Annotated in this window: 17 protein-coding genes; 10 read left to right on the top strand and 7 right to left on the bottom strand. The window is 63.2% G+C overall.

Annotated features, from left to right (window positions below):
* Positions 1 to 38 precede the first annotated feature (38 nt).
* Positions 39 to 671 carry a TetR family transcriptional regulator gene (locus tag CCOS864_RS06195; RefSeq protein WP_115085513.1) on the bottom strand — a complete coding sequence of 211 codons (633 nt, stop codon included), beginning with the start codon at positions 669 to 671 and terminating at the stop codon, positions 39 to 41.
* 259 nt (positions 672 to 930) lie between these two features.
* Here CCOS864_RS06195 and CCOS864_RS06190 point away from each other — a divergent pair, with 259 nt between their 5' ends.
* The 5 genes from CCOS864_RS06190 (at position 931) to CCOS864_RS06170 (ending at position 9,398) form a co-directional block, all read left to right on the top strand.
* Entirely contained in the window at positions 931 to 2,082 is a 1,152-nt protein-coding gene (locus CCOS864_RS06190; protein WP_115085512.1) for an efflux RND transporter periplasmic adaptor subunit, read from the top strand.
* A gap of 3 nt (positions 2,083 to 2,085) precedes the next feature.
* On the top strand, positions 2,086 to 5,238 hold the full coding sequence (ttgB, locus tag CCOS864_RS06185; protein WP_115085511.1) for a multidrug efflux RND transporter permease subunit TtgB: 3,153 nt from the start codon (positions 2,086 to 2,088) through the stop codon (positions 5,236 to 5,238).
* The gene (locus CCOS864_RS06180) at positions 5,235 to 6,689 is read left to right on the top strand and encodes an AdeC/AdeK/OprM family multidrug efflux complex outer membrane factor (protein ID WP_115085510.1); all 1,455 of its coding nucleotides are present in this window, start codon (positions 5,235 to 5,237) and stop codon (positions 6,687 to 6,689) included. Before ttgB ends, CCOS864_RS06180 begins: the two co-directional genes overlap by 4 nt.
* A 278-nt stretch (positions 6,690 to 6,967) precedes the next feature.
* Positions 6,968 to 8,221 (top strand): OprD family porin, encoded by a 1,254-nt coding sequence (locus tag CCOS864_RS06175; protein WP_115085509.1) that lies wholly within the window; start codon positions 6,968 to 6,970, stop codon positions 8,219 to 8,221.
* Positions 8,222 to 8,468: 247 nt separating this feature from the next.
* The gene (locus CCOS864_RS06170; RefSeq protein ID WP_115085508.1) at positions 8,469 to 9,398 is read left to right on the top strand and encodes an IS110 family RNA-guided transposase; all 930 of its coding nucleotides are present in this window, start codon (positions 8,469 to 8,471) and stop codon (positions 9,396 to 9,398) included.
* Positions 9,399 to 9,473: 75 nt separating this feature from the next.
* Here the strand turns inward: CCOS864_RS06170 and CCOS864_RS06165 are convergent, their stop codons facing one another.
* On the bottom strand, positions 9,474 to 10,379 hold the full coding sequence (locus CCOS864_RS06165) for a TauD/TfdA dioxygenase family protein (protein WP_115085507.1): 906 nt from the start codon (positions 10,377 to 10,379) through the stop codon (positions 9,474 to 9,476).
* Between the two features lie 182 nt (positions 10,380 to 10,561).
* Here CCOS864_RS06165 and CCOS864_RS06160 point away from each other — a divergent pair, with 182 nt between their 5' ends.
* Entirely contained in the window at positions 10,562 to 11,488 is a 927-nt protein-coding gene (locus tag CCOS864_RS06160; protein WP_115085506.1) for a LysR family transcriptional regulator, read from the top strand.
* On the opposite strand, the gene CCOS864_RS06155 is transcribed toward CCOS864_RS06160, so the two are convergent.
* Positions 11,445 to 12,488: an ABC transporter substrate-binding protein gene (locus CCOS864_RS06155; RefSeq protein WP_115085505.1), complete on the bottom strand. Its 1,044-nt coding sequence runs from the start codon at positions 12,486 to 12,488 to the stop codon at positions 11,445 to 11,447. The genes CCOS864_RS06160 and CCOS864_RS06155 overlap by 44 nt on opposite strands.
* 278 nt (positions 12,489 to 12,766) lie before the next feature.
* On the opposite strand from CCOS864_RS06155, the gene CCOS864_RS06150 reads away from it, so the two are divergent.
* Genes CCOS864_RS06150 through CCOS864_RS06140 form a run of 3 tightly spaced genes read left to right on the top strand, consistent with a single transcriptional unit; the run spans position 12,767 to position 16,794 of the window.
* Positions 12,767 to 14,362 carry an ABC transporter permease gene (locus tag CCOS864_RS06150; protein WP_115085504.1) on the top strand — a complete coding sequence of 532 codons (1,596 nt, stop codon included), beginning with the start codon at positions 12,767 to 12,769 and terminating at the stop codon, positions 14,360 to 14,362.
* Complete coding sequence (locus CCOS864_RS06145; RefSeq protein WP_115085503.1) at positions 14,359 to 15,183, top strand: ABC transporter ATP-binding protein; 825 nt, start codon at positions 14,359 to 14,361, stop codon at positions 15,181 to 15,183. Before CCOS864_RS06150 ends, CCOS864_RS06145 begins: the two co-directional genes overlap by 4 nt.
* Positions 15,184 to 15,192: 9 nt before the next feature.
* Positions 15,193 to 16,794 (top strand): arylsulfatase, encoded by a 1,602-nt coding sequence (locus CCOS864_RS06140; protein WP_115085502.1) that lies wholly within the window; start codon positions 15,193 to 15,195, stop codon positions 16,792 to 16,794.
* Here the strand turns inward: CCOS864_RS06140 and CCOS864_RS06135 are convergent.
* Positions 16,766 to 17,455: a Crp/Fnr family transcriptional regulator gene (locus CCOS864_RS06135; protein ID WP_115085501.1), complete on the bottom strand. Its 690-nt coding sequence runs from the start codon at positions 17,453 to 17,455 to the stop codon at positions 16,766 to 16,768. The two genes, CCOS864_RS06140 and CCOS864_RS06135, sit on opposite strands and share 29 nt — an antisense overlap.
* Before the next feature lie 88 nt (positions 17,456 to 17,543).
* On the opposite strand from CCOS864_RS06135, the gene CCOS864_RS06130 reads away from it, so the two are divergent.
* On the top strand, positions 17,544 to 18,068 hold the full coding sequence (locus CCOS864_RS06130; protein ID WP_115085500.1) for an Mpo1 family 2-hydroxy fatty acid dioxygenase: 525 nt from the start codon (positions 17,544 to 17,546) through the stop codon (positions 18,066 to 18,068).
* A 102-nt stretch (positions 18,069 to 18,170) separates the two neighbouring features.
* On the opposite strand, the gene pcaC is transcribed toward CCOS864_RS06130, so the two are convergent.
* From pcaC to CCOS864_RS06115, 3 genes are read right to left on the bottom strand one after another with little or no spacing between them, the layout of a single operon-like run.
* Positions 18,171 to 18,563, bottom strand: a complete 393-nt coding sequence (pcaC, locus tag CCOS864_RS06125; protein WP_115085499.1) for a 4-carboxymuconolactone decarboxylase — start codon at positions 18,561 to 18,563, stop codon at positions 18,171 to 18,173.
* 2 nt (positions 18,564 to 18,565) lie between these two features.
* Entirely contained in the window at positions 18,566 to 19,363 is a 798-nt protein-coding gene (gene pcaD, locus CCOS864_RS06120; RefSeq protein ID WP_115085498.1) for a 3-oxoadipate enol-lactonase, read from the bottom strand.
* Between the two features lie 11 nt (positions 19,364 to 19,374).
* Complete coding sequence (locus CCOS864_RS06115) at positions 19,375 to 20,754, bottom strand: 3-carboxy-cis,cis-muconate cycloisomerase (RefSeq protein ID WP_115085497.1); 1,380 nt, start codon at positions 20,752 to 20,754, stop codon at positions 19,375 to 19,377.

The raw sequence follows: 20,754 nt of genomic DNA, 5'->3' as shown, positions 1-20,754 counted from the left end.
CGGCGTAGAAACAAATGATCACAAAGCTTCACAAAGTGTCATTTGCGCAAGGCGGGGCTCAAGCGCAGCATATCCAGCCCGGTATCGATCCACTGCTCGGCCTGGTTCAGCAGGTCAAAGCTGTCGGGCAGCAGTAGCCAGCGGCGAATCAGCCCGTCTATATAGGCGTAGATGGCCAATGCCGCGCGTTCCGGGTCCACGTCGGCGGGCAGTTGCCCGCGCTTGACTGCATTGCCCAGCGACAACGCGATATGGGCATGACATTCGATCGTCGAGGACTGCCGTTGCTGGCGGATCTCACACATATCATCGGTGAACTCGCATTTGTGATGCAGAATTTCATTGATTCGCCGGGTTTTCGGATCGAGCACCATCTGGTGCATCAACCGCACCAGCAGCTTGCGCATACAGCCGAGCGGGTCGACTTCATCCTCGCTTTCACTGGCCCGGGCCAGGGCGTCCAGCGGCTCGTGCAGGCTGTCGAGCATGGCCTCCACCAGTTCGGCCTTGTCGTTGAAGTGCCAGTAGATTGCGCCGCGGGTCACGCCCGCCTCTTTGGCGATATCGGCCAGGGTGGTACGCGCTACCCCGCGCTTGTAGAAGGCCTTTTCCGCGGCCTCGAGAATCTGGGCGCGGGTTTCCTGGGCTTCTTCTTTGGTTCGACGGACCATGGCAGTACAACCTCATCAGGCCCGGGCACGCACGCTGGGTGCCTGGGAGTCGGACCGGGTCAGCCTCTGCAGGCTGTTACCGGCTGTATTAATTTGGGGGCTCGCATCGGCTGAACGCTTCGCCTGCGAGGTATTTACAAACAACCATGAATGTAAGTATATTCCTTAGCAAGCTATTTATCCACTCGACAGCATTTTTTATAGCGCACCCTTTCCATTATTCTTGAGCGTCTTCAGCTCTTGCGACCCGAGGATCTTCATGCAATTCAAGCCAGCTGTTACCGCTCTGGTTTCCGCCGTCGCCCTGGCAACACTGCTCAGCGGCTGTAAAAAGGAAGAGGCGGCGCCTGCGGCGCAAGCTCCTCAGGTCGGCGTCGTAACCCTGCAAACCCAGGCCTATACCCTGACGTCCGATCTCCCAGGCCGTACCACCGCGTACCGCATTGCCGAGGTTCGACCCCAGGTCAACGGCATCATTCTCAAGCGCCTGTTCAAGGAAGGCAGCGAAGTCAAGGAAGGCCAGCAGCTGTACCAGATCGACCCGTCGGTGTACGAGGCGACCCTGACCAGTGCCCAGGCCAACCTGCAATCGACCAGCTCGCTGGCCAACCGTTACAAGCAACTGGTCAGCGAACAGGCTGTCAGCCGCCAGGAATACGACGACGCCAACGCCAAACGTTTGCAGGCTCAAGCCTCGCTGCGCAGCGCCCAGATCGACCTGCGTTACACCAAGGTCCTGGCCCCGCTGAGCGGTCGCGTCGGACGCTCTTCGGTTACCGAAGGTGCGCTGGTCAACAATGGCCAGGCCGAAGCGATGGCAGTGATCCAGCAGCTCGACCCGATCTACGTCGACGTTACCCAGTCCTCGGCCGAGCTGCTCAAGCTGCGCCGTGAACTGGAAAGCGGCCAGCTGCAGAAGGTCGGCGACAACGCCGCCAAGGTCACCCTGACCCTGGAAGACGGCAGCACCTATGGCAAGGAAGGTCGCCTGGAGTTTTCCGAAGTCTCGGTTGACCAGACCACCGGCTCCGTCACCCTGCGTGCCGTGTTCCCCAACCCTGAGCACAACCTGCTGCCGGGCATGTTCGTCCACGCGCGCCTGGCCGCCGGGGTCAACAGCGCAGCCATCCTCGCACCGCAGCAAGGCGTGACCCGCGACCTCAAGGGCCAGCCGACCGCGTTGATCGTCAACCCGGACAACAAGGTCGAACTGCGCCAGCTCAAGGCCAGCCGTACCGTGGGTAGCGACTGGCTGATCGAGGAAGGCCTGAACCCGGGCGACCGCCTGATCACCGAAGGCCTGCAGTTCGTCAAGCCGGGCGTCGAGGTCAAGGTCAGCGAAGCCACCAACGTCAAGCCTGCCCAGCCAACCCAGGCCAATGCAACGACTGCAGGGGCCAAAGGGGAATAAACCATGTCGAGATTCTTTATCGATCGCCCGATCTTTGCCTGGGTGATCGCCTTGGTGATCATGCTGGTCGGCGCCTTGTCGATCCTCAAGTTGCCAATCAACCAGTACCCGAGCATCGCGCCGCCGGCCATCGCCATCGCCGTGACCTACCCGGGCGCCTCGGCGCAGACCGTGCAGGACACCGTGGTCCAGGTGATCGAGCAGCAGCTCAACGGTATCGACAACCTGCGTTATGTATCGTCGGAAAGTAACTCCGACGGCAGCATGACCATTACCGCGACCTTCGAGCAGGGTACCAACCCCGATACCGCGCAGGTCCAGGTGCAGAACAAGCTGAACCTGGCCACCCCGCTGCTGCCGCAAGAAGTGCAGCAGCAGGGTATCCGCGTGACCAAGGCGGTGAAGAACTTCCTGCTGGTGATCGGCCTGGTGTCCGAAGACGGCAGCATGTCCAAGGACGACCTGGCCAACTACATCGTCTCCAACATGCAGGACCCGATCTCGCGGACTGCCGGTGTCGGTGACTTCCAGGTGTTCGGTGCCCAGTACGCCATGCGTATCTGGCTCGACCCGGCCAAGCTGAACAAGTATCAGCTGACCCCGGTCGACGTGCGTACCGCCGTGGCCGCGCAGAACGTCCAGGTGTCCTCCGGCCAGCTCGGCGGCCTGCCTGCCCTGCCAGGCACCCAGCTCAACGCCACCATCATCGGCAAGACCCGCCTGCAGACTGCCGAGCAGTTCGAGAAGATCCTGCTCAAGGTCAACCGTGATGGCTCCCAGGTGCGCCTGGGCGATGTCGCCAAGGTCGGCCTGGGTGGCGAGAACTACGCGATCAGCGCCCAGTTCAACGGCAAGCCGGCTTCCGGCCTGGCAGTAAAACTGGCCACCGGCGCCAACGCCCTGGATACCGCCAAGGCCCTGCGTCAAACCATCACCGACCTGGAACCGTTTTTCCCGGAAGGCATGAAGGCGGTGTTCCCGTATGACACCACGCCGGTCGTGACCGAATCGATCAGCGGGGTAATCCACACCCTGATCGAAGCGATCGTGCTGGTGTTCCTGGTGATGTACCTGTTCCTGCAGAACTTCCGCGCCACCATCATCACCACCATGACCGTACCGGTGGTGTTGCTGGGTACTTTCGGCATCCTTGCCGCGGCGGACTTCAGCATCAACACCCTGACCATGTTCGGCATGGTGCTGGCTATCGGCTTGCTGGTGGACGACGCCATCGTCGTGGTGGAGAACGTCGAGCGGGTGATGGCCGAAGAGGGGTTGTCACCCAAGGAAGCGACCAAGAAGTCCATGGGCCAGATCCAGGGTGCCCTGGTCGGTATTGCCCTGGTACTGTCGGCAGTATTGCTGCCAATGGCGTTCTTCGGCGGCTCCACCGGGGTGATCTACAAACAGTTCTCGATCACCATCGTCTCGGCCATGGCCCTGTCGGTACTGGTTGCCCTGATCTTCACCCCGGCGCTGTGCGCAACCATGCTCAAGCCGATTGCCAAGGGCGAGCACCACGTTGCCAAGCGCGGCTTCTTCGGCTGGTTCAACCGCAACTTCGACCGCAGCGTGCGCAGCTACGAGCGCGGTGTCGGCAACATGTTGCGGCACAAGGCCCCTTACCTGCTGGCCTACCTGCTGATCGTGGTCGGCATGATCTGGCTGTTCACCCGGATCCCAACGGCGTTCCTGCCTGAAGAAGACCAGGGTGTTCTTTTCGCCCAGGTGCAGACCCCGGCCGGTTCCAGCGCCGAGCGCACCCAGGTGGTGATCGACGAGATGCGCAGCTACCTGCTCGACAAGGAAGCCGATACCGTTGCCTCGGTGTTCACCGTCAACGGCTTCAACTTCGCCGGTCGTGGCCAGAGCTCGGGCATGGCGTTCATCATGCTCAAGCCGTGGGGCGAGCGTTCTGCCGAGAACAACGTGTTCAACCTGGCGAACCGTGCCCAGCAGCACTTCTTCAGCTTCCGCGATGCGATGGTGTTCGCCTTTGCCCCGCCTGCGGTACTGGAGCTGGGTAACGCCACCGGTTTCGACGTGTTCCTGCAAGACCGTGCCGGTGTCGGCCACGACAAGCTGATGGAAGCGCGTAACCAGTTCCTCGGCATGGCCGCGCAGAGCAAGATCCTTTCGGCAGTGCGCCCGAACGGCCTGAACGATGAACCGCAGTACCAGCTGACCGTCGACGACGAGCGCGCCAGTGCCCTGGGCGTGACCATTGCCGACATCAACAACACCCTGTCGATTGCCCTGGGTGCCAGCTACGTCAACGACTTCATCGACCGCGGTCGGGTCAAGAAGGTCTACATCCAGGGTGAAGCCGGTGCACGGATGAGCCCGGAAGACCTGCAGAAGTGGTACGTGCGCAACGCCGCCGGCGAAATGGTGCCGTTCTCCTCCTTCGCCAAGGGCGAGTGGATCTACGGGGCACCGAAGCTGTCGCGTTACAACGGTGTAGAAGCCATGGAAATCCTCGGTGCGCCAGCCCCTGGCTACAGTACCGGTGAAGCCATGCTCGAGGTCGAGCGCCTGGCCGCGCAACTGCCGGCGGGTATCGGTTACTCCTGGACGGGCCTGTCGTACGAGGAGCGGCTGTCCGGCTCCCAGGCGCCAGCGCTGTACGCCCTGTCGCTGCTGATGGTGTTCCTGTGTCTGGCGGCGCTGTATGAAAGCTGGTCGATCCCGATCGCGGTCATGCTCGTGGTACCGCTGGGGATTATCGGTGCGCTGCTGGCTACCAGCCTGCGCGGGTTGTCCAACGACGTGTACTTCCAGGTGGGCCTGTTGACCACCATCGGCCTGGCGGCGAAGAACGCGATTCTGATCGTCGAGTTCGCCAAGGAACTGCACGAGCAGGGCCGCAGCCTGATGGATGCGGCCATCGAAGCCTGCCGGATGCGTCTGCGGCCGATCATCATGACCTCGCTGGCGTTCATCCTCGGCGTAGTACCGTTGGCCATCTCCAGCGGCGCAGGCTCGGGTAGCCAGCACGCCATCGGTACCGGGGTAATCGGCGGGATGCTGACCGCCACCGTACTGGCAATTTTCTGGGTGCCATTGTTCTTCGTAAGCGTGTCGTCGCTATTCGGTAGCAAGAAGCCCGAAGAAGACGCCACCCCTGAAACTCCACGCTATGAGGCCGGGCAATGAGTAAGTCCCTGTTGTCCCTGGCAGTAACCGCTTTCATTCTTGGCGGCTGCTCGCTGATCCCTGACTACCAGACCCCGGAATCGCCGGTGGCCGCGCAGTGGCCGCAAGGCCCTGCCTACTCGCCGACCGAGTCGGCCGAGGTGGCTGCCGCCGAACAGGGCTGGCGTCAGTTCTTCCATGACCCGGCGCTGCAGCAGTTGATCCAGAGCGCGCTGGTCAACAACCGCGACCTCAAGGTCGCGGCGCTGAACATCGATGCCTACCGCGCGCAGTACCGCATCCAGCGGGCCGACCTGTTCCCGGCGGTCTCGGCCAATGGCAGCGGCAGCCGTCAGCGGATGCCGGCGAACATGTCGCAAACCGGTGAATCCAGTATCAGCAGCCAGTACTCGGCGACCCTCGGGGTCAGCGCGTACGAGCTCGACCTGTTCGGCCGGGTGCGCAGCCTGACCGAGCAGCAACTGGAAATCTACCTGTCCAGCGAAGAAGCGCGGCGCTCGACGCAGATCAGCCTGGTGGCCAGTGTGGCTAACGCCTACTTCACCTGGCAGGCCGACCAGGCGCTGCTCAAGCTGACCGAAGACACCCTCAAGACCTACGAGGAAAGCTACCAGCTGACCTTGCGCAGTAATGAAGTAGGTGTGGCTTCGGCCCTGGACCTGAGCCAGGCACGTACTTCGGTTGAAGGCGCTCGGGTCAAGCTGGCGCAGTTCCAGCGCCAGGTTGCCCAGGACCTCAACAGCCTGACCGTGCTGCTCGGCACCGGCGTGCCGGCCAACCTGCCGGCGGCGCAGAAGCTCGACAGCGACCTGCTGGCCGAAGTCCCGGCGGGCCTGCCGTCCGACCTGCTGCAACGCCGCCCGGACATCCAGGAAGCCGAACACCTGCTCAAGGCCGCCAATGCCAACATCGGCGCCGCCCGCGCAGCGTTCTTCCCGAGCATCAGCCTGACTGCCAACGCCGGTACCCTGAGCCCGGACATGGGTGGCCTGTTCAAGGGTGGTTCGGGCACCTGGCTGTTCCAGCCGCAGATCAACCTGCCGATCTTCAACGCCGGTTCCCTGCGTGCCAGCCTCGACTACTCGAAGATCCAGAAGGACATCAACGTCGCGAAATACGAGAAAACCATCCAGACCGCCTTCCAGGAAGTCTCCGATGGCCTCGCCGCGCGCCAGACCTTCAATCAGCAGTTGCAGGCCCAGCGCGACCTGGTTGCCGCCAACCAGGACTACTACCGCCTGGCCGAGCGTCGTTACCGCATTGGTATCGATAGCAACCTGACCTTCCTCGACGCCCAGCGTCAGCTGTTCAACACCCAGCAGTCGTTGATCAGTGATCGCCTGTCGCAGCTGGTCAGCGAGGTCAACCTGTACAAGGCCCTCGGTGGCGGCTGGTACGAGCAGACCGGTCAGGCGCAGCAGCAGGCTGCAGCCCAGACGCCGAAAGGCTGAGTGTTTGCGTTGTGAAAGAGCCCACCCTTGCGGTGGGCTTTTTTATGCAATCGCCTGCAGGAGCGGGCTTGCCCCCGCGATGATGAATTAACCAACCAGTTACCGTTCGATTATCGCCCAATTCCGCCTGTAACGAATTGATTCACCCCCGCCCGCCGCCGCACCATCGCTTCGCAGCTTTTCCAAAGCGTACCCCCAAAAGATCGTAGCCCGGCCTGTGACCTCCAACTGTCGCAGCGGATGGCTTCGGCTTACATAAAAACAAGAGACAACAGACGATGACCACACCCGCACCCGCACGACACCTGCTTCCCGGCTTGTTGGCCATGACTTGCGCCCTGCCCGCCCTCGCGGCCGAAGGCGGCTTTGTCGAGGACGCCAAGGTCAGCCTCAACCTGCGCAATTTCTACATCAACCGCAACTTCGTCGACCCGGCCAACCCGCAAGGCAAGGCCGAGGAATGGACCCAGAGCTTCATCCTCGACGTCCGCTCCGGCTTTACCCAGGGCCTGGTCGGCTTCGGTGTCGATGTATTGGGCCTGTACTCGGTCAAGCTCGATGGCGGCAAGGGCACGGCGGGCACACACTTGTTGCCGGTGCACGATGACGGGCGCCCGGCCGACGATTTCGGCCGTCTCGGCGTGGCACTGAAAGCGAAGATCTCCAACACCGAACTGAAGGTTGGTGAATGGATGCCGGTGCTGCCGATTTTGCGTTCGGACGACGGCCGCTCGCTGCCGCAAACCTTCCGCGGCGGGCAGATCACCTCCCAGGAAATCACCGGCCTGACCCTGTATGCCGGGCAGTTCCGCGGCAACAGCCCGCGCAATGACGCGAGCATGGAAGACATGTCGATGAACGGCCGGGCGGCCTTCACCTCCGACCGCTTCAACTTTGCCGGTGGCGAATACAGCTTCAACGACAAGCGCACGATGATCGGTTTGTGGAACGCCGAACTCAAGGACATCTACAACCAGCAGTACCTCAACCTGGTGCACAGCCAGCCGCTGGGCGACTGGACCCTGGGCGCCAACCTCGGCTACTTCATCGGCAAGGAAGACGGCGCCGAACGCGCCGGCAAACTGGACAACCGCACCGCCTCGGCGATGCTCTCGGCCAAGTACGGCGCCAGTACCTTCTATGTTGGCCTGCAGAAAGTCAGCGGCGACGATGCCTGGATGCGGGTCAATGGCACCAGTGGTGGCACCCTGGCCAACGACAGCTACAACTCAAGCTTCGACAACGCCCAGGAGCGCTCCTGGCAGTTGCGTCACGACTACAACTTCGCCGGCCTCGGCGTGCCCGGGCTGACCCTGATGAACCGCTACATCAGCGGCGACAACGTGCATACCGGCGCCATCACCGATGGCAAGGAATGGGCGCGGGAGTCGGAGCTGGCCTATGTGATCCAGTCCGGGACGTTGAAGAGCCTGTCGCTCAAGTGGCGTAACTCGACCATGCGCCGGGACTACAGCACCAATACCTTTGATGAGAACCGGCTGATCATCAGTTACCCGATCAGTATTCTCTGAACTTGGGGCTGCTTCGCAGCCCATCGCCGGCAACGCCGGCTTGTGTCTTGAGGTAGGAATAGAATCAGAAGTGAGAGCGGTGAATGGCAAGCTGTACGCCGGTAGTGCTTAAAGCACGTGTGGGAGCAAAGCTGCCATTCACCTCTCCACTCTGGCCCGAGCCCGAACAGTTGATTGAGCGCCTCTCGAATCACAAGCGTGGGCCAAGCCAGAGCGCTCTCACAACTGAGTGTAAGAGGGTTCAGCCATGTTGTCTTCTGTTGGAATCGACACTGCCAAAGCCACTTTAGAGATCTGCATCAAACCTCAGAAAATCCGCTTCGAAGTGGCCAACAACTCCGCAGGCTTCGAGGCGTTGCTTGAGCGTCTGAAGGACTTCAATATCAGTCGAGTGCTGATCGAAGCGACAGGCGGCTACGAGAAAGATGTGTTGATCTCCCTGGCCTCAGCAGGACTGGAAACCATCTGCATCAATCCAGCCCGTGCCCGGAAATTCGCCGATGCCATGGGTAAAAAAGCCAAAACCGACAAGATCGACGCCGAGGTCCTTGCGGACTTCGCTGCACACCTCAGCGTTCCTCAAGGCCAACCGATCAGCCCGGAACGCGAAGAGCTGCGCGAGTTGGTGAAGCAGCGCGCCCAATTTGTGCAGAGCCGTGATGACTACAAACGGCGTCGCCTGCAATGCCGCTCGGCAATGGCGATGGCCCACTTTGATGAGCACATAGAACACCTGAAAGTGCTGATCAAACGCCTCGACGAAGAAATTGACCAGGCGATGGTGCAACTGGACGATACCAGGGCGAGTCAGTTGTTGGCGGTGAGCGGAATCGGTCGGGTAACCGCCGCAAATCTGCTCGCCTCACTGCCTGAACTGGGGCAGTTGGACCGCCGTCAGATCGCCGCGCTGGTGGGCGTAGCGCCTTACAACAACGATAGTGGTAGCCATCGAGGGCACCGCCAGATATGGGGTGGTCGGGCCCATGTAAGGCGAGTGCTGTACATGTCGAGCTGGATCATCATCCGCCACAACACGGAATTTAAAGCACGCTACGAAGCACTTCGGGCACGTGGCAAGTGCGCCAAGGTGGCACTCGTAGCTTGCATGCGGGTACTGATCGTCAGGCTGAATGCAATGCTGCGGGACAATACCCCTTGGCGAGAGCAAACAGCCTGATCAAGACAGTTGCTCCCACAATGTCCGCTGTGCACAACACCTGGACTGTAGGAGCGGGCTTGCCCCGCGATTGCTTCAAGCCCCGCGTGTGGTGCGGCTATGCTGCCCGGCCACCCCCACCGGCACGTCGCCCTGCAAGGTCACCCGGCGTACCACGCGGCCCTGGGTGCCATAATCGTCCACCGCGTAATGCTGGGTCGCGCGGTTATCCCAGATCGCCACGTCACCCGCCTGCCAGCGCCAGCGCACGGTGTTCTCCAGCCGTGTGACATGGCTTTGCAGCAGGTTGAACAGATGTGCCGAGTCGCTCTGCGAGTAGCCCTTGATGCGTTTGACAAAGTGCCCGAGCAAGAGGTTCTTTTCGCCGCTGACCGGGTGCACGCGCACCACCGGGTGCTCGGTTTCATACACCGTCGAGGTGAAGATCTTCCGGTAATTTTCCAGCTGCTCGAGGCTCACGTTGGGCTTGGCTGCGGCGTAGTCGTACTCGTTGCTGTGCACCGCCCAGAGCTGGTCAGCCAGGGCCTGCAACTCGGCAGAAAGGTCCTGATAAGCCGTGGCGGTATTGGCCCATACGGTATCGCCGCCGGACGCGGGCGCTACCACCGAGCGCAGGATCGACGCCTTGGGGTAGGCATCGACGAAGGTCACGTCGGTGTGCCAGGAATTGGCCCGGCGCCCTTCGCCACCATCGAGTTCAAGCAGGTAACGCGTGCCTTCGCGCACCGGCACGGTCGGGTGGGCGATCGGCTCGCCGAGCAGGTGGGCAAAGGCTTCCTGGCCCTGGTCATCAAGATGAGTCTGGGCGCGGAAGAACACCACCTTGTACTGCACCAGCGCGGCCTGGATGGCCTCGATCACGGCAGGTTCAAGGTCGGCGCTCAACTGGACCCCGCGGATCTCGGCACCGATGCGACCGGCCACCGGGTGGATGTCCAGCGCGTGGGTGACAGGTGCTACGACGCGTGCGGCATTGCTCATGGTTTGACCCTCATCTGGCTAGGTTGCGCGAAGTGCCGATGAAAGCTCTGCTCTATTGATATGCAAATAAGCTCTAACAAATAAACAGATGCTTCATTGACGGAATAAGAGCTTGCATTTAAAACCTGAGCCTGCACGGCGGCAAATACCTTCGCCGTATTTTTGGAATGCCGGGAAAGCATATGGATCTTCGCCAACTGCGTTACTTCATCGCCCTCACTGAACACCGCAGTTTTGTCCGCGCCGCCGATGCCATGGGCATCACCCAGCCGGCTTTCAGCCGCAGCATCCAGGGCCTGGAACAGGAGTTCGGCTGCGTGCTGATCGATCGCGGCAACAAGGATCTGCGCCCCACGCCCGAAGGCCAGGTGGTGCTGCAGCACGCCCTGCGCCTGGTGCAAGGCGCGGCGCAGCTGAACAGCGAAGTGCAGCAGATGACCAAGCTCGATGCCGGCGAGCTGCGCTTCGGCTGCGGCCCGGCGCCTGCGGTGCACCTGGTGCCGCAGGCGGTGGCACGCTTTCTCGGCGCCCACCCCAAGGTGCGCACCTGCTTCGACGTGGATAACTGGGAAAAACTCAGCCGCGCGCTGAGTCGAGAAGAGATCGAGTTCTTCGTCGCCGACATCCGTCATTTCGAGGCCGACCCGAACTTCCAGACCCAGCCGCTGAGCCCGCGCCGCGGCCTGTTCTTCTGCCGTCCGGGGCACCCGCTGCTGGCCAAGGACAGCCTGTCGACCAACGACATGTACGACTACCCGCTGGCCACCACCCTGATCCCGCCGGGGGTGCGCAAGCTGCTGGCCAACCTCAGCGGCAAGACCGACTTCGCCCCGCAGGTGCAGACCGAGCACCTGCCGACCCTGGTGAAGATCGTGCTGGGCACCGACGCCATTGGTATCGGCACCGAAGAAGCCTTTGCCGAGGACATCGAACAGGGCCGCCTGATACGCCTGCACTGGCGCAACCTGCCGGCCAACCTCGACAGCCTCAATGCCCGCTGCGGCATCGTCAGCCGCAGCGGTTATCGCCTTTCGCCCGCCGCCCGGGCAATGATCGAAACCCTGATCAGCCTCGATCGGCAGCCAGAGGTGCAGGTGCTGGCCGGATAGCCTGAGGCGCCAGCCACTGCTCGACCTTGAACGGTTTGCGGATCAGCCGCTGCCCGGCGGCCAGGTCAACTGAAGCCTGCAACTTGGCCAGAAAGTCGGCATCCAGGGTCGAGGGGAAGATCTTGCTCAGCTGCTCGTTCTGCAGGTCTTGCTGCAGGATCGCCGGCGGGTAGCTGGCCAGCCCCGAGACCAACTGAATGTAAGCCTCCTTGTTGTCGTCCTGGGTCAGCCAGTGCACGGCCTTCTCCTGAGCAGCTAGCAGTTTTTCCACCAGTTCCGGGTGCTCGTCGACAAAGCGCCCAGCCCCTACCAGCACCGCCTGAACATTACCGGCGCCGCCCAGGTCACGGGTGTTCAGCGGCAGCTCGGCCAGGCCGCGTTGCTTGAGGGCGCTGATGCCGGTCGAGCCCCAGGTGGCGTCGATCTGCCTGGCAGCCAGGGCGGCGATCGCCGCGTTGAAATCCAGGTTGATGACTTTCAGGTCCTTCTCGCTCAGGCCCTGGCTGGCCAGGGCGGCGTCGAACGACAGCTGGGTGGCAGTGCCGCGAAACACCGCCACGCGCTTGCCCTTGAGATCTTGCAAGGTCTTGATGTTGCTGCCCGGCGCCACTCCGAGGTAATGCTTGATGCCGCGCCCGGTGGCGGCCAGCAGGCGGGTGTCGAGGCCATTGGCCTTGCCGATGATCGCCGCCAGGTCGCCGAGGTAGGCGAAGTCGACCTGGCCGTTGGCGAATGCCTCGTTGATCACCGGGCCCGCGCCCTTGAAGTAGTTCCACTGGATGCTGATGCCATCGGCGGCGAAGGCTTTTTCCAGCAATTGCTGGTCGCGCAGTACGTCGGTCACACCGCCGCCGGAATGCTGGGTGCCGGCGCTCAGGTCGGGCACGGCGATGCGGATTTCCCTGACCTCGCCAGCCTGGGCCGGCGGCAGCCAGCCGACCACCGCGGCCAGGGCGGGAACGGCAAACAGATTGAACACACGGTTGATCGACAGGTTCATGGCACGCGACTCCTTGTAATGGTGCGGCCACGCTACCGACAACCCAGACCAGTAAATAAATACTAATAAATTACATTTTAATAACTTGTAAGCATAAAAGCCGTTCTACGGGCGTTCCAGCGCGCCATGCATCAGGCACAAGAAAAATATGCTTCGAATGCATTGGCTGCGCGTTGTGACAGCAGCTTTAAATGCAGATTCTTATCACCTAAACGAATTGATATTCAAATCTGTAATTCAATTTAAGAATAAGCAAATTTCAACTCGCAGAGGTTTCCATGGCCCGAGCTTCACTTTCCAGCCTGCCACTGGCCAGCCCGCCAGGCCGGACGCGACGGTTCGACGGCCTGTACCTGAGCCGCCTGCAAGCCTGGTATCTGCCCCTGTTACTGGCAGCACTGTGGTGGCTGGCCAGTCGCAACCAGTGGATGAGCGAACAGATATTGCCGGCACCGAGCCTGGTCTGGCAGAGCGGCCTGGAGCTGGCCCAGGGCGAGCTGTGGACGCACCTGGCGATCAGCCTGCAACGCCTGGCCCTGGGCCTGCTGGTGGGCGTCGCCAGCGGCGCCTTGCTCGGTGCCTGGCTGGGTTTCAGCCGTCGCGCCGAACGCCTGGTACTGCCAACCTTCAATGCCCTGGCGCAGATCCCGACCCTGGCCTGGGTGCCGCTGTTCATGGTGCTGTTCGGTATCGGCGAGGTGCTCAAGCTGGTGGTGCTGGTCAAGGCGATCATCGTGCCAGTGACCCTGCATACCCTGGTGGGGGTGCGCGATACCCAGCCACGGCTGCGCGAGGCGGCCACGGTGTTGCGCCTGCCGGCGCGCCTGCTGGTCAGCCAACTGATTTTTCCGGCGGCCCTGCCGGCCTTTCTCGCCGGCGTGCGCCTGGCCCTGGCCACCGGCTGGACATCGTTGCTGGCGGTGGAACTGCTGGCCTCCAGTGAAGGTATCGGTTACCTGATGGTCTGGGCCCGGCAGCTGTTCATGCTCGATATCGTGTTTGTCTGCATCCTGGTCATCGGCCTGCTGGGTTTTGTCATGGATCGCATCCTCGGCTGGCTCGACCGGCACCTGGTGCATTGGCCGCATCCGCCCAGCGCCGAGCTGCGGGTGTCGCGTTTGCAAGGCGCCCAGCGCTTGCAGGCCTTGCTGCTGCCGATCGCGCTGCTGGTGCTGTGGCAGCTGGCCAATCAACTGGACTGGGTCGACACGCAGATTCTGGTTGCCCCGTTGCAAGTCCTGCAGACCACCTGGAATGGCCTGCTCGACGGCTCGCTCAGCGGCGCCCTGGCGATCAGTGTCGGTCGGGCCCTGGGCGGTTTGCTGCTCGGCGGCAGCCTGGGCTTCGCCCTGGGCCTGTGGCTTGGGCTGTCGACGCCCGCCGAACGGCTGCTCGGGCCAAGCCTGGCCGGTTTGCGCCAGATCGCGATCTTCGCCTGGGTGCCGCTGCTGACCGCCTGGTTCGGCCTCGGTGAATTGGCCAAATGGGTATTCGTCGGCCTGGCGGCGTTCTTCCCGCTGTTCATCGCCACCCAGCGGGCGGTGGCCAACCGCTCGCCACAGCTGGAGGAAGTCGCCCGCGTGCTGCACCTCAACCTGCCCCAGCGCCTGCACCGACTGGTGCTGCCAGGCGCTGCGCCGGGGATTTTCGCCGGCCTGCGCATCGGCCTGATCTACGCCTGGCTGGGTACCATCGGCGCCGAATACTTCATGCCCTCGGGCGGCGGTATCGGCAGCCTGATGATCGGCGCCCAGCAGTTGCTGCGCATGGACATCATCATGGCCGGGATGCTCCTGGTCGGCCTCACTGGCGCGCTCCTCGGCGCCTTTGGACAACACCTCGAATTGCGCGCCACGCGCTGGAGACGAGCATGAACGCCATCGCCCCTGCCCTGGTCAGTTTCAATCAGGTCGGCAAACACTTCGCCGTGGCCGGCGGTGAGCTGGAAGCCATCCGCGACTTCAACCTGCAAATCGCCGACGGTGAGTTCGTCGCCATCGTCGGCGCCAGTGGCTGCGGTAAATCTACCCTGCTGCGCCTGCTGATCGGCCTGGACAACGACTACCAGGGGCAGATCCTGATCGACGGCCAACCGCTCAATGGCATCGGCAGCGAACGCGGCATCGTTTTTCAGGAGCACCGCCTGTTCCCCTGGTTGAGCGTGGCGCAGAACATCGCCCTGGGCCTGGTCAACGAGCCGTTGAACAGCGAGCAGCGCCAGCAGCGCATCGACCAGTACATCGCCCTGGTGGGCCTGCAGGACTTCAGCCAGGCCTACCCGCACCAGCTCTCCGGTGGCATGGCCCAGCGTGTGGCAATTGCCCGTGGCCTGGTGGCCAGCCCGCGTATCTTGCTCCTCGATGAACCCTTCGGCGCCCTCGACGCGCTGACCCGCCAGCAGATGCAGGACGAGCTGCTGGCGATTCGCGAGCGGGCACGCATTACCACCCTGCTGGTGACCCACGATGTCGAAGAAGCGCTGTTTCTCGCCGACCGCGTGGTGGTACTGGAGCCGCGCCCCGGGCGGATCAAGCGCATCGTCGACATCGACCTGGCGCACCCGCGCCAACGCGCCAGTTACGCCTTCCACCGTCTGCGCGAAGACCTGCTGCACGAACTGACCGCCGACGAACGCTATCTGCCGCCGGCGCTGGAACAGATCCGCGACCTGCCTTTGACCTACCTTGCCTACTGAGAACCGACCATGAGCCAACGCCCCAACTTTCTGGTCATCGTTGCCGACGACCTGGGTTTCTCCGACCTCGGCGCCTTCGGCGGTGAAATCGCCACGCCGAACCTCGACACGCTGGCCACTGCCGGCCTGCGCCTGACCGATTTCCATACCGCGCCGACCTGCTCGCCAACCCGCTCGATGCTGCTCACCGGCACCGACCACCATATCGCCGGCATCGGTACCATGGCCGAAGCGCTGACCCCGGAACTGATCGGCAAGCCAGGCTACGAAGGCTATCTCAATGACCGCGTGGTGGCCCTGCCGGAGCTGCTTCGCGATGCCGGTTACCAGACCCTGATGAGCGGCAAATGGCACCTGGGCCTGACCGCCGAACTGGCGCCCCAGGCCCGCGGCTTCGAGCGCTCCTTCGCCCTGCTGCCCGGCGCTGCCAACCACTATGGCTTTGAGCCAACCTATGACGAACACACCCCCGGCCTGCTCAAGTCGACGCCGGCGCTGTACATCGAAGACCAGACCTTTATCGAAGAACTGCCCAAGGATTTCTATTCCTCCGACGCCTTCGGCGACAAGCTGCTGCAGTACCTGAAGGAGCGCGACCAGAGCCGGCCATTCTTCGCCTACCTGCCCTTCTCGGCGCCGCACTGGCCGTTGCAGGCGCCTGCCGAGGTGGTGACGCGCTACCAGGGCCGCTACGACGCCGGCCCCGAAGTGCTGCGCCAGGAGCGCCTGGAAAAACTGCGTCAGTTGGGCCTGATCGCCGCCGATACCCAGGCCCACCCGGTGGACAACCACTGGCACAGCCTCAGCGCTGAGCAACGCCAGCGTTCGGCGCGGGCGATGGAGGTGTACGCGGCGATGGTCGAGCGCATGGACTGGAACATCGGCCGGGTGCTGGACTACCTGCGCAACCAGGGCCTGCTCGACAACACCCTGGTGCTGTTCATGTCCGACAACGGTGCCGAAGGGGCGCTGCTCGAAGCCTTCCCCAAATTCGGCCCGCAACTGGCCAGCTATCTCGACCAGCACTACGACAACAGCCTGGAGAACATCGGCCGGGCCAACTCCTATGTCTGGTACGGCCCACATTGGGCCCAGGCGGCCACTGCACCGTCACGGCTGTACAAGGCCTTCACCAGCGAAGGCGGAATTCGCGTGCCGGCGCTGGTGCATTACCCGGCATTGGCGCGCCAGGGCCAGATCAGCCATCAGTTCAGCACGGTGATGGACATCACCCCGACCCTGCTTGATCTTGCCGGCGTGCGTCACCCCGGCAAGCGTTGGCGCGGTCGCGACGTGGCGCCGCTGCGCGGTAAGTCCTGGCTGGGTTTCCTGTCAGGCGAGACCGAGCAGGTACACGACGAAAACACCGTCACCGGCTGGGAGCTGTTCGGCCGCAGGGCGATTCGCCAGGGCCACTGGAAAGCCGTGTACATCCCCGGCCCGGTCGGCCCGGCCACCTGGCAGCTCTACGACCTGGCCAGCGACCCGGGCGAAATCAATGACCTGGCCACGGCACAACCAGCGAAACTGGAGGCGCTGCTCGGCGAATGGCAGAAGTATGTCGAGGAGACCGGGGTGATCCTCAGTCAGTCACCGTTCCAGCCGGATTAGCCAGCGCCTGCAGGCGTGCGGGGTCGATGATTTCGATCTCGCCATAGCCCAGGCGCAAGGCGCCCTCCTGTTGCAGCGACTTGAGGATCTGGTTGGTGGTCTGGCGCGACAGCGAGAGCATCAGCGCCAACTGCTCCTGGGACAGTTGCAGCACGCGCCGGCTGCCCCGCAACTCGCCATAACCGGCGGCGATCTGCAACAGCCTGTGGGCTACCCGCGGCGCCGCCGCCAGCAGGCTCTGCTGCTCCAGGGCAACAAACACCACGCGCAGTTTATGGCTCATCAGCAACGCCACGTCGCGCCAGTGCTGTGGCTGCTGTTCGAGCCACTTCAACAGCGGCGCCTGGGGTATCCATAACAGCCGGGTCGGCCCTTCAGCCTGGGCGTCGTGGGTACGCGGCTGGCCGTCGAACAGACTGATCTCACCGAACCAGTGCGGCGCTTCGATCAGGGTCAACAGCGCTTCCTTGCCATCGGTAGCCACCGCGCCCACGCGCATCGCCCCATCGAGCACCGCATACAGCCCGCACGGCGCATCACCGCGCTGGAACAGGTATTGCCCGGCTGCCAGCTCACGCTGCCGGGCCAGCGCCAACAGGCTATCCTGAAAGCAGGGAGGCAACGCCTGGAACCAATGACCTTGCAGCAGGGTTTCGCGCATAGCGCCTCGAAGGTGAGCTCTGTCGGCTAGCCGACAGACAGGCGGAAATCTGTAGGACATGCTCACGCCACCTACAGGAGGAACAACAATGAAAAACCTGGTCGAACACCTGAGTCAATACGCCGCCTACCACCGCGACCCGCGCAACATCGTCACCCACTTTATCGGTATTCCGCTGATTGTGCTGGCGGTGACGGTTTTGTTGTCACGACCGGGGGTTGCGGTGGGCGGCGTCTGGGTGTCGCCGGCGCTGCTGGTGGCGCTGGTTACCGGCTGGTTCTACTTGCGCCTGGATCAACGCCTGGGCCTGCTGATGGCGGTATTGCTTGGTTTGTGCCTGTGGGCCGGGCAGGCGTTGGCCGTGCAAAGCACCCTGGTGTGGCTGAGTGCCGGGCTTGCGCTGTTCGTGATTGGCTGGGTGATCCAGTTTGTCGGCCACCACTATGAAGGGCGCAAGCCGGCGTTTGTCGATGATCTGATGGGGTTGATCATCGGGCCGTTGTTTGTGGTGGTGGAGCTGGGGTTCTTGCTGGGCATGCGCCTGGAGCTGAAAAAAGCCATTGAAGACACTGTCGGGCCGGTGGCGATTCGGCAGAAGAAGGCGGCGGTCTGATTAGGGCTGCTTTGCAGCCCATCGCTGGCAAGCCAGCTCCCACAGGTTGGGTGGTTGCAATACCTGTGGGAGCCGGCCTTGCCGGCGATAAGGCCCTGAAGGTCAGCCCCGCGACTCAACCCCCAACTCATCCCACACCGACTCGGCCAGGTGGAAGGTGGCATTGGCCGCCGGGATCCCGCAGTAGATCGCGCTCTGCATCAGCACTTCCTTGATCTCTTCACGGGTCACGCCATTGTTGGCCGCCGCGCGCAGGTGCAGTTTCAGCTCCTCGTTGCGGTTCATGCCGATCAGCATGGCGATGGTGATCAGGCTGCGGGTATGCCGGGGCAGGCCCGGGCGGGTCCAGATGTCACCCCAGGCGTGGCGGGTGATCATTTCCTGGAACTCGCCGTTGAACTCGGTCAGGTTGTCCAGGCTGCGCTCGACATGGGCATCGCCCAGCACCGCGCGGCGCACCTGCATGCCGGCTTCATAACGTTGTTTCTCGTCCATGGTCATTCCTCACGGGCCAGCAGAAAATCGATCACCCGGCGGCTGAACGGCGCACCGACTTCAACGTTGGACAGGTGCGCAGCGTGGAACTCGGCATACTCGGCGCCCGCCACGTTCTCCTGGATGAAGCGCCCGCCCGACGGCGGCGTGACCGCGTCATGGGTGCCGGAGATCACCAGCAGCGGCACCTTGATCTCGCCCAACTGCTCACGGAAGTCGGCATCGCGCACTGCCCCGCAGTTAGCCGCATAACCTTCAGGCGAGGTGGCGGCGAGCATGTCGGTAATACGCTTGGCCTGCTCGGGGTTGCCCGCGGCATAGGCCGGGGTAAACCAACGCTCGATCGACGCATCACGCAGGCCGACCATTGCCGCCTGTTTATCACGCAGGACCATCTCGATACGCGGGTTCCAGGTGTCCGGCGCGCCGATCTTGGCCGCGGTGTTGCACACGACCAGGCGCTTGAGCCGGTGACCGGCATTGATCCCCAGCCACTGGCCGATCAGCCCGCCCATGGACAGGCCGCAGAAATGCGCCTGTTCGATGTGCAAGGCATCGAGCAGGGCCAGCACATCCTGCCCCAGTTGCTCGATGCTGTACGGCCCTGCGGTGACCAGCGAGCCGCCATGGCCGCGGGTGTCGTAGCGCAGCACGCGAAAATGCGCGGTCAGGGCCGGTACCTGGGTGTCCCACATGTGCAGGTCGGTGCCCAGGGAGTTGGACAGCACCAGCACCGGCAGGTGTTCCGGGCCTTCGAGTTGATAATTGAGTACGCCATCGGCGAGTTGTACCTGTGCCACTGCAGCCTCCTTCAGGCATTGACGCGGTGATGTTCAGCCAGCGCCCGCTCGACCCAGGCACGGGCCTGGCCGAGGTAGTGGGCTGGGTCGAGCAGACGATCAAGTTCGTCTGGCGAAAGTTCGGCGCTGACTTGCGGGTCGTCACCAAGCACGGCGCGCAGGTGGCGCTGCTCGGCCACTGCACGCTTGCAGCAGGTTTCCAGCAAATGGTGGGCGTGGTCACGACCCAGGCGTTGGGCCAGAACGATACTGACCGCTTCGGCCAGGACCAGGCCCTGGGTCAGGTCGAGGTTACGACGCATGCGCTCGGCGTCCACTTCCAGGCCGTCGGCGATGATCTGTGCCTGGCGCAGTGCACCGGACACCAGGCAGCAGATTTCCGGCAGGGTTTCCCATTCGGCATGCCACAGGCCGAGGCTGCGCTCGTGCTCCTGGGGCATGGCGGCAAACAGCGTGGCCAGCAGACCCGGCACCCGGGTGGCAGCGCCGATCAACACCGCGGCGCCGACCGGATTGCGCTTGTGCGGCATGGTCGAGGACCCGCCTTTGCCGGGCGCCGAGGGTTCGAATACCTCGGCCGCTTCGGTCTGCATCAGCAGGCTGACGTCACGGCCGAGCTTACCGAGGCTGCCGGCGATCATGCCAAGCACCGAAGCAAACTCCACCAGGCGGTCGCGCTGGGTGTGCCAGGGTTGTTCAGGCAGTGTGAGTTTCAGCTCTGCGGCCAAGGCCTCAGCCACCGGCAAGGCCTTGTCGCCCAGCGCCGCCAGGGTGCCGGAAGCGCCGCCAAACTGCAGGGTCAGCAGGCGCGGCTTGAGTTCCTGCAGGCGCTCGCGGTGGCGGTTCAAGGCGCCGAGCCAGCCGGCGATCTTCATGCCCAAGGTGACTGGCGTGGCATGTTGCAGCCAGGTGCGACCGGCCAAGGGGGTCTCTGCGTAGGTCTGGGCCTGGCGGGCCAGGGCATCCGTCAGCCGCGCCAGATCCGTTTCGATCAATGCCAGCGCCGCCCGCAGTTGCAACACCAGGCCGGTGTCCATGGCATCCTGGCTGGTGGCGCCCAGGTGCACATAACGCTCGGCCTCCGGGACGCCACTGGCAATCACCTTGCCCAGCGCCTTGACCAGCGGGATCGCCGAGTTACCGGCCACCGCAATGGCTTCGGCCAGCGCGGCAAAGTCATAGCGCTCGGCATGGCAGGCGGTTTCGATCGCTGCCACCGCCACCTGGGGGATAACCCCGGTGGCCGCTTCGGCACGGGCCAGGGCTGCTTCGAAATCAAGCATGCCCTGCACCCGGCCACGGTCGCTGAAGATCTCGCGCATCCCCTGCGCGGTGAAATAGGCATCGAACAGCTGATTGCCCGGTCGTTGCTTCAAATAGGCTGAAGTCAT

It is taken from the genome of Pseudomonas wadenswilerensis (assembly GCF_900497695.1).
Classification (GTDB): Bacteria; Pseudomonadota; Gammaproteobacteria; order Pseudomonadales; family Pseudomonadaceae; genus Aquipseudomonas; species Aquipseudomonas wadenswilerensis.
Note: the sequence above shows the minus strand (reverse complement) of the source record. Positions and strands in the feature narration are given on the sequence as shown.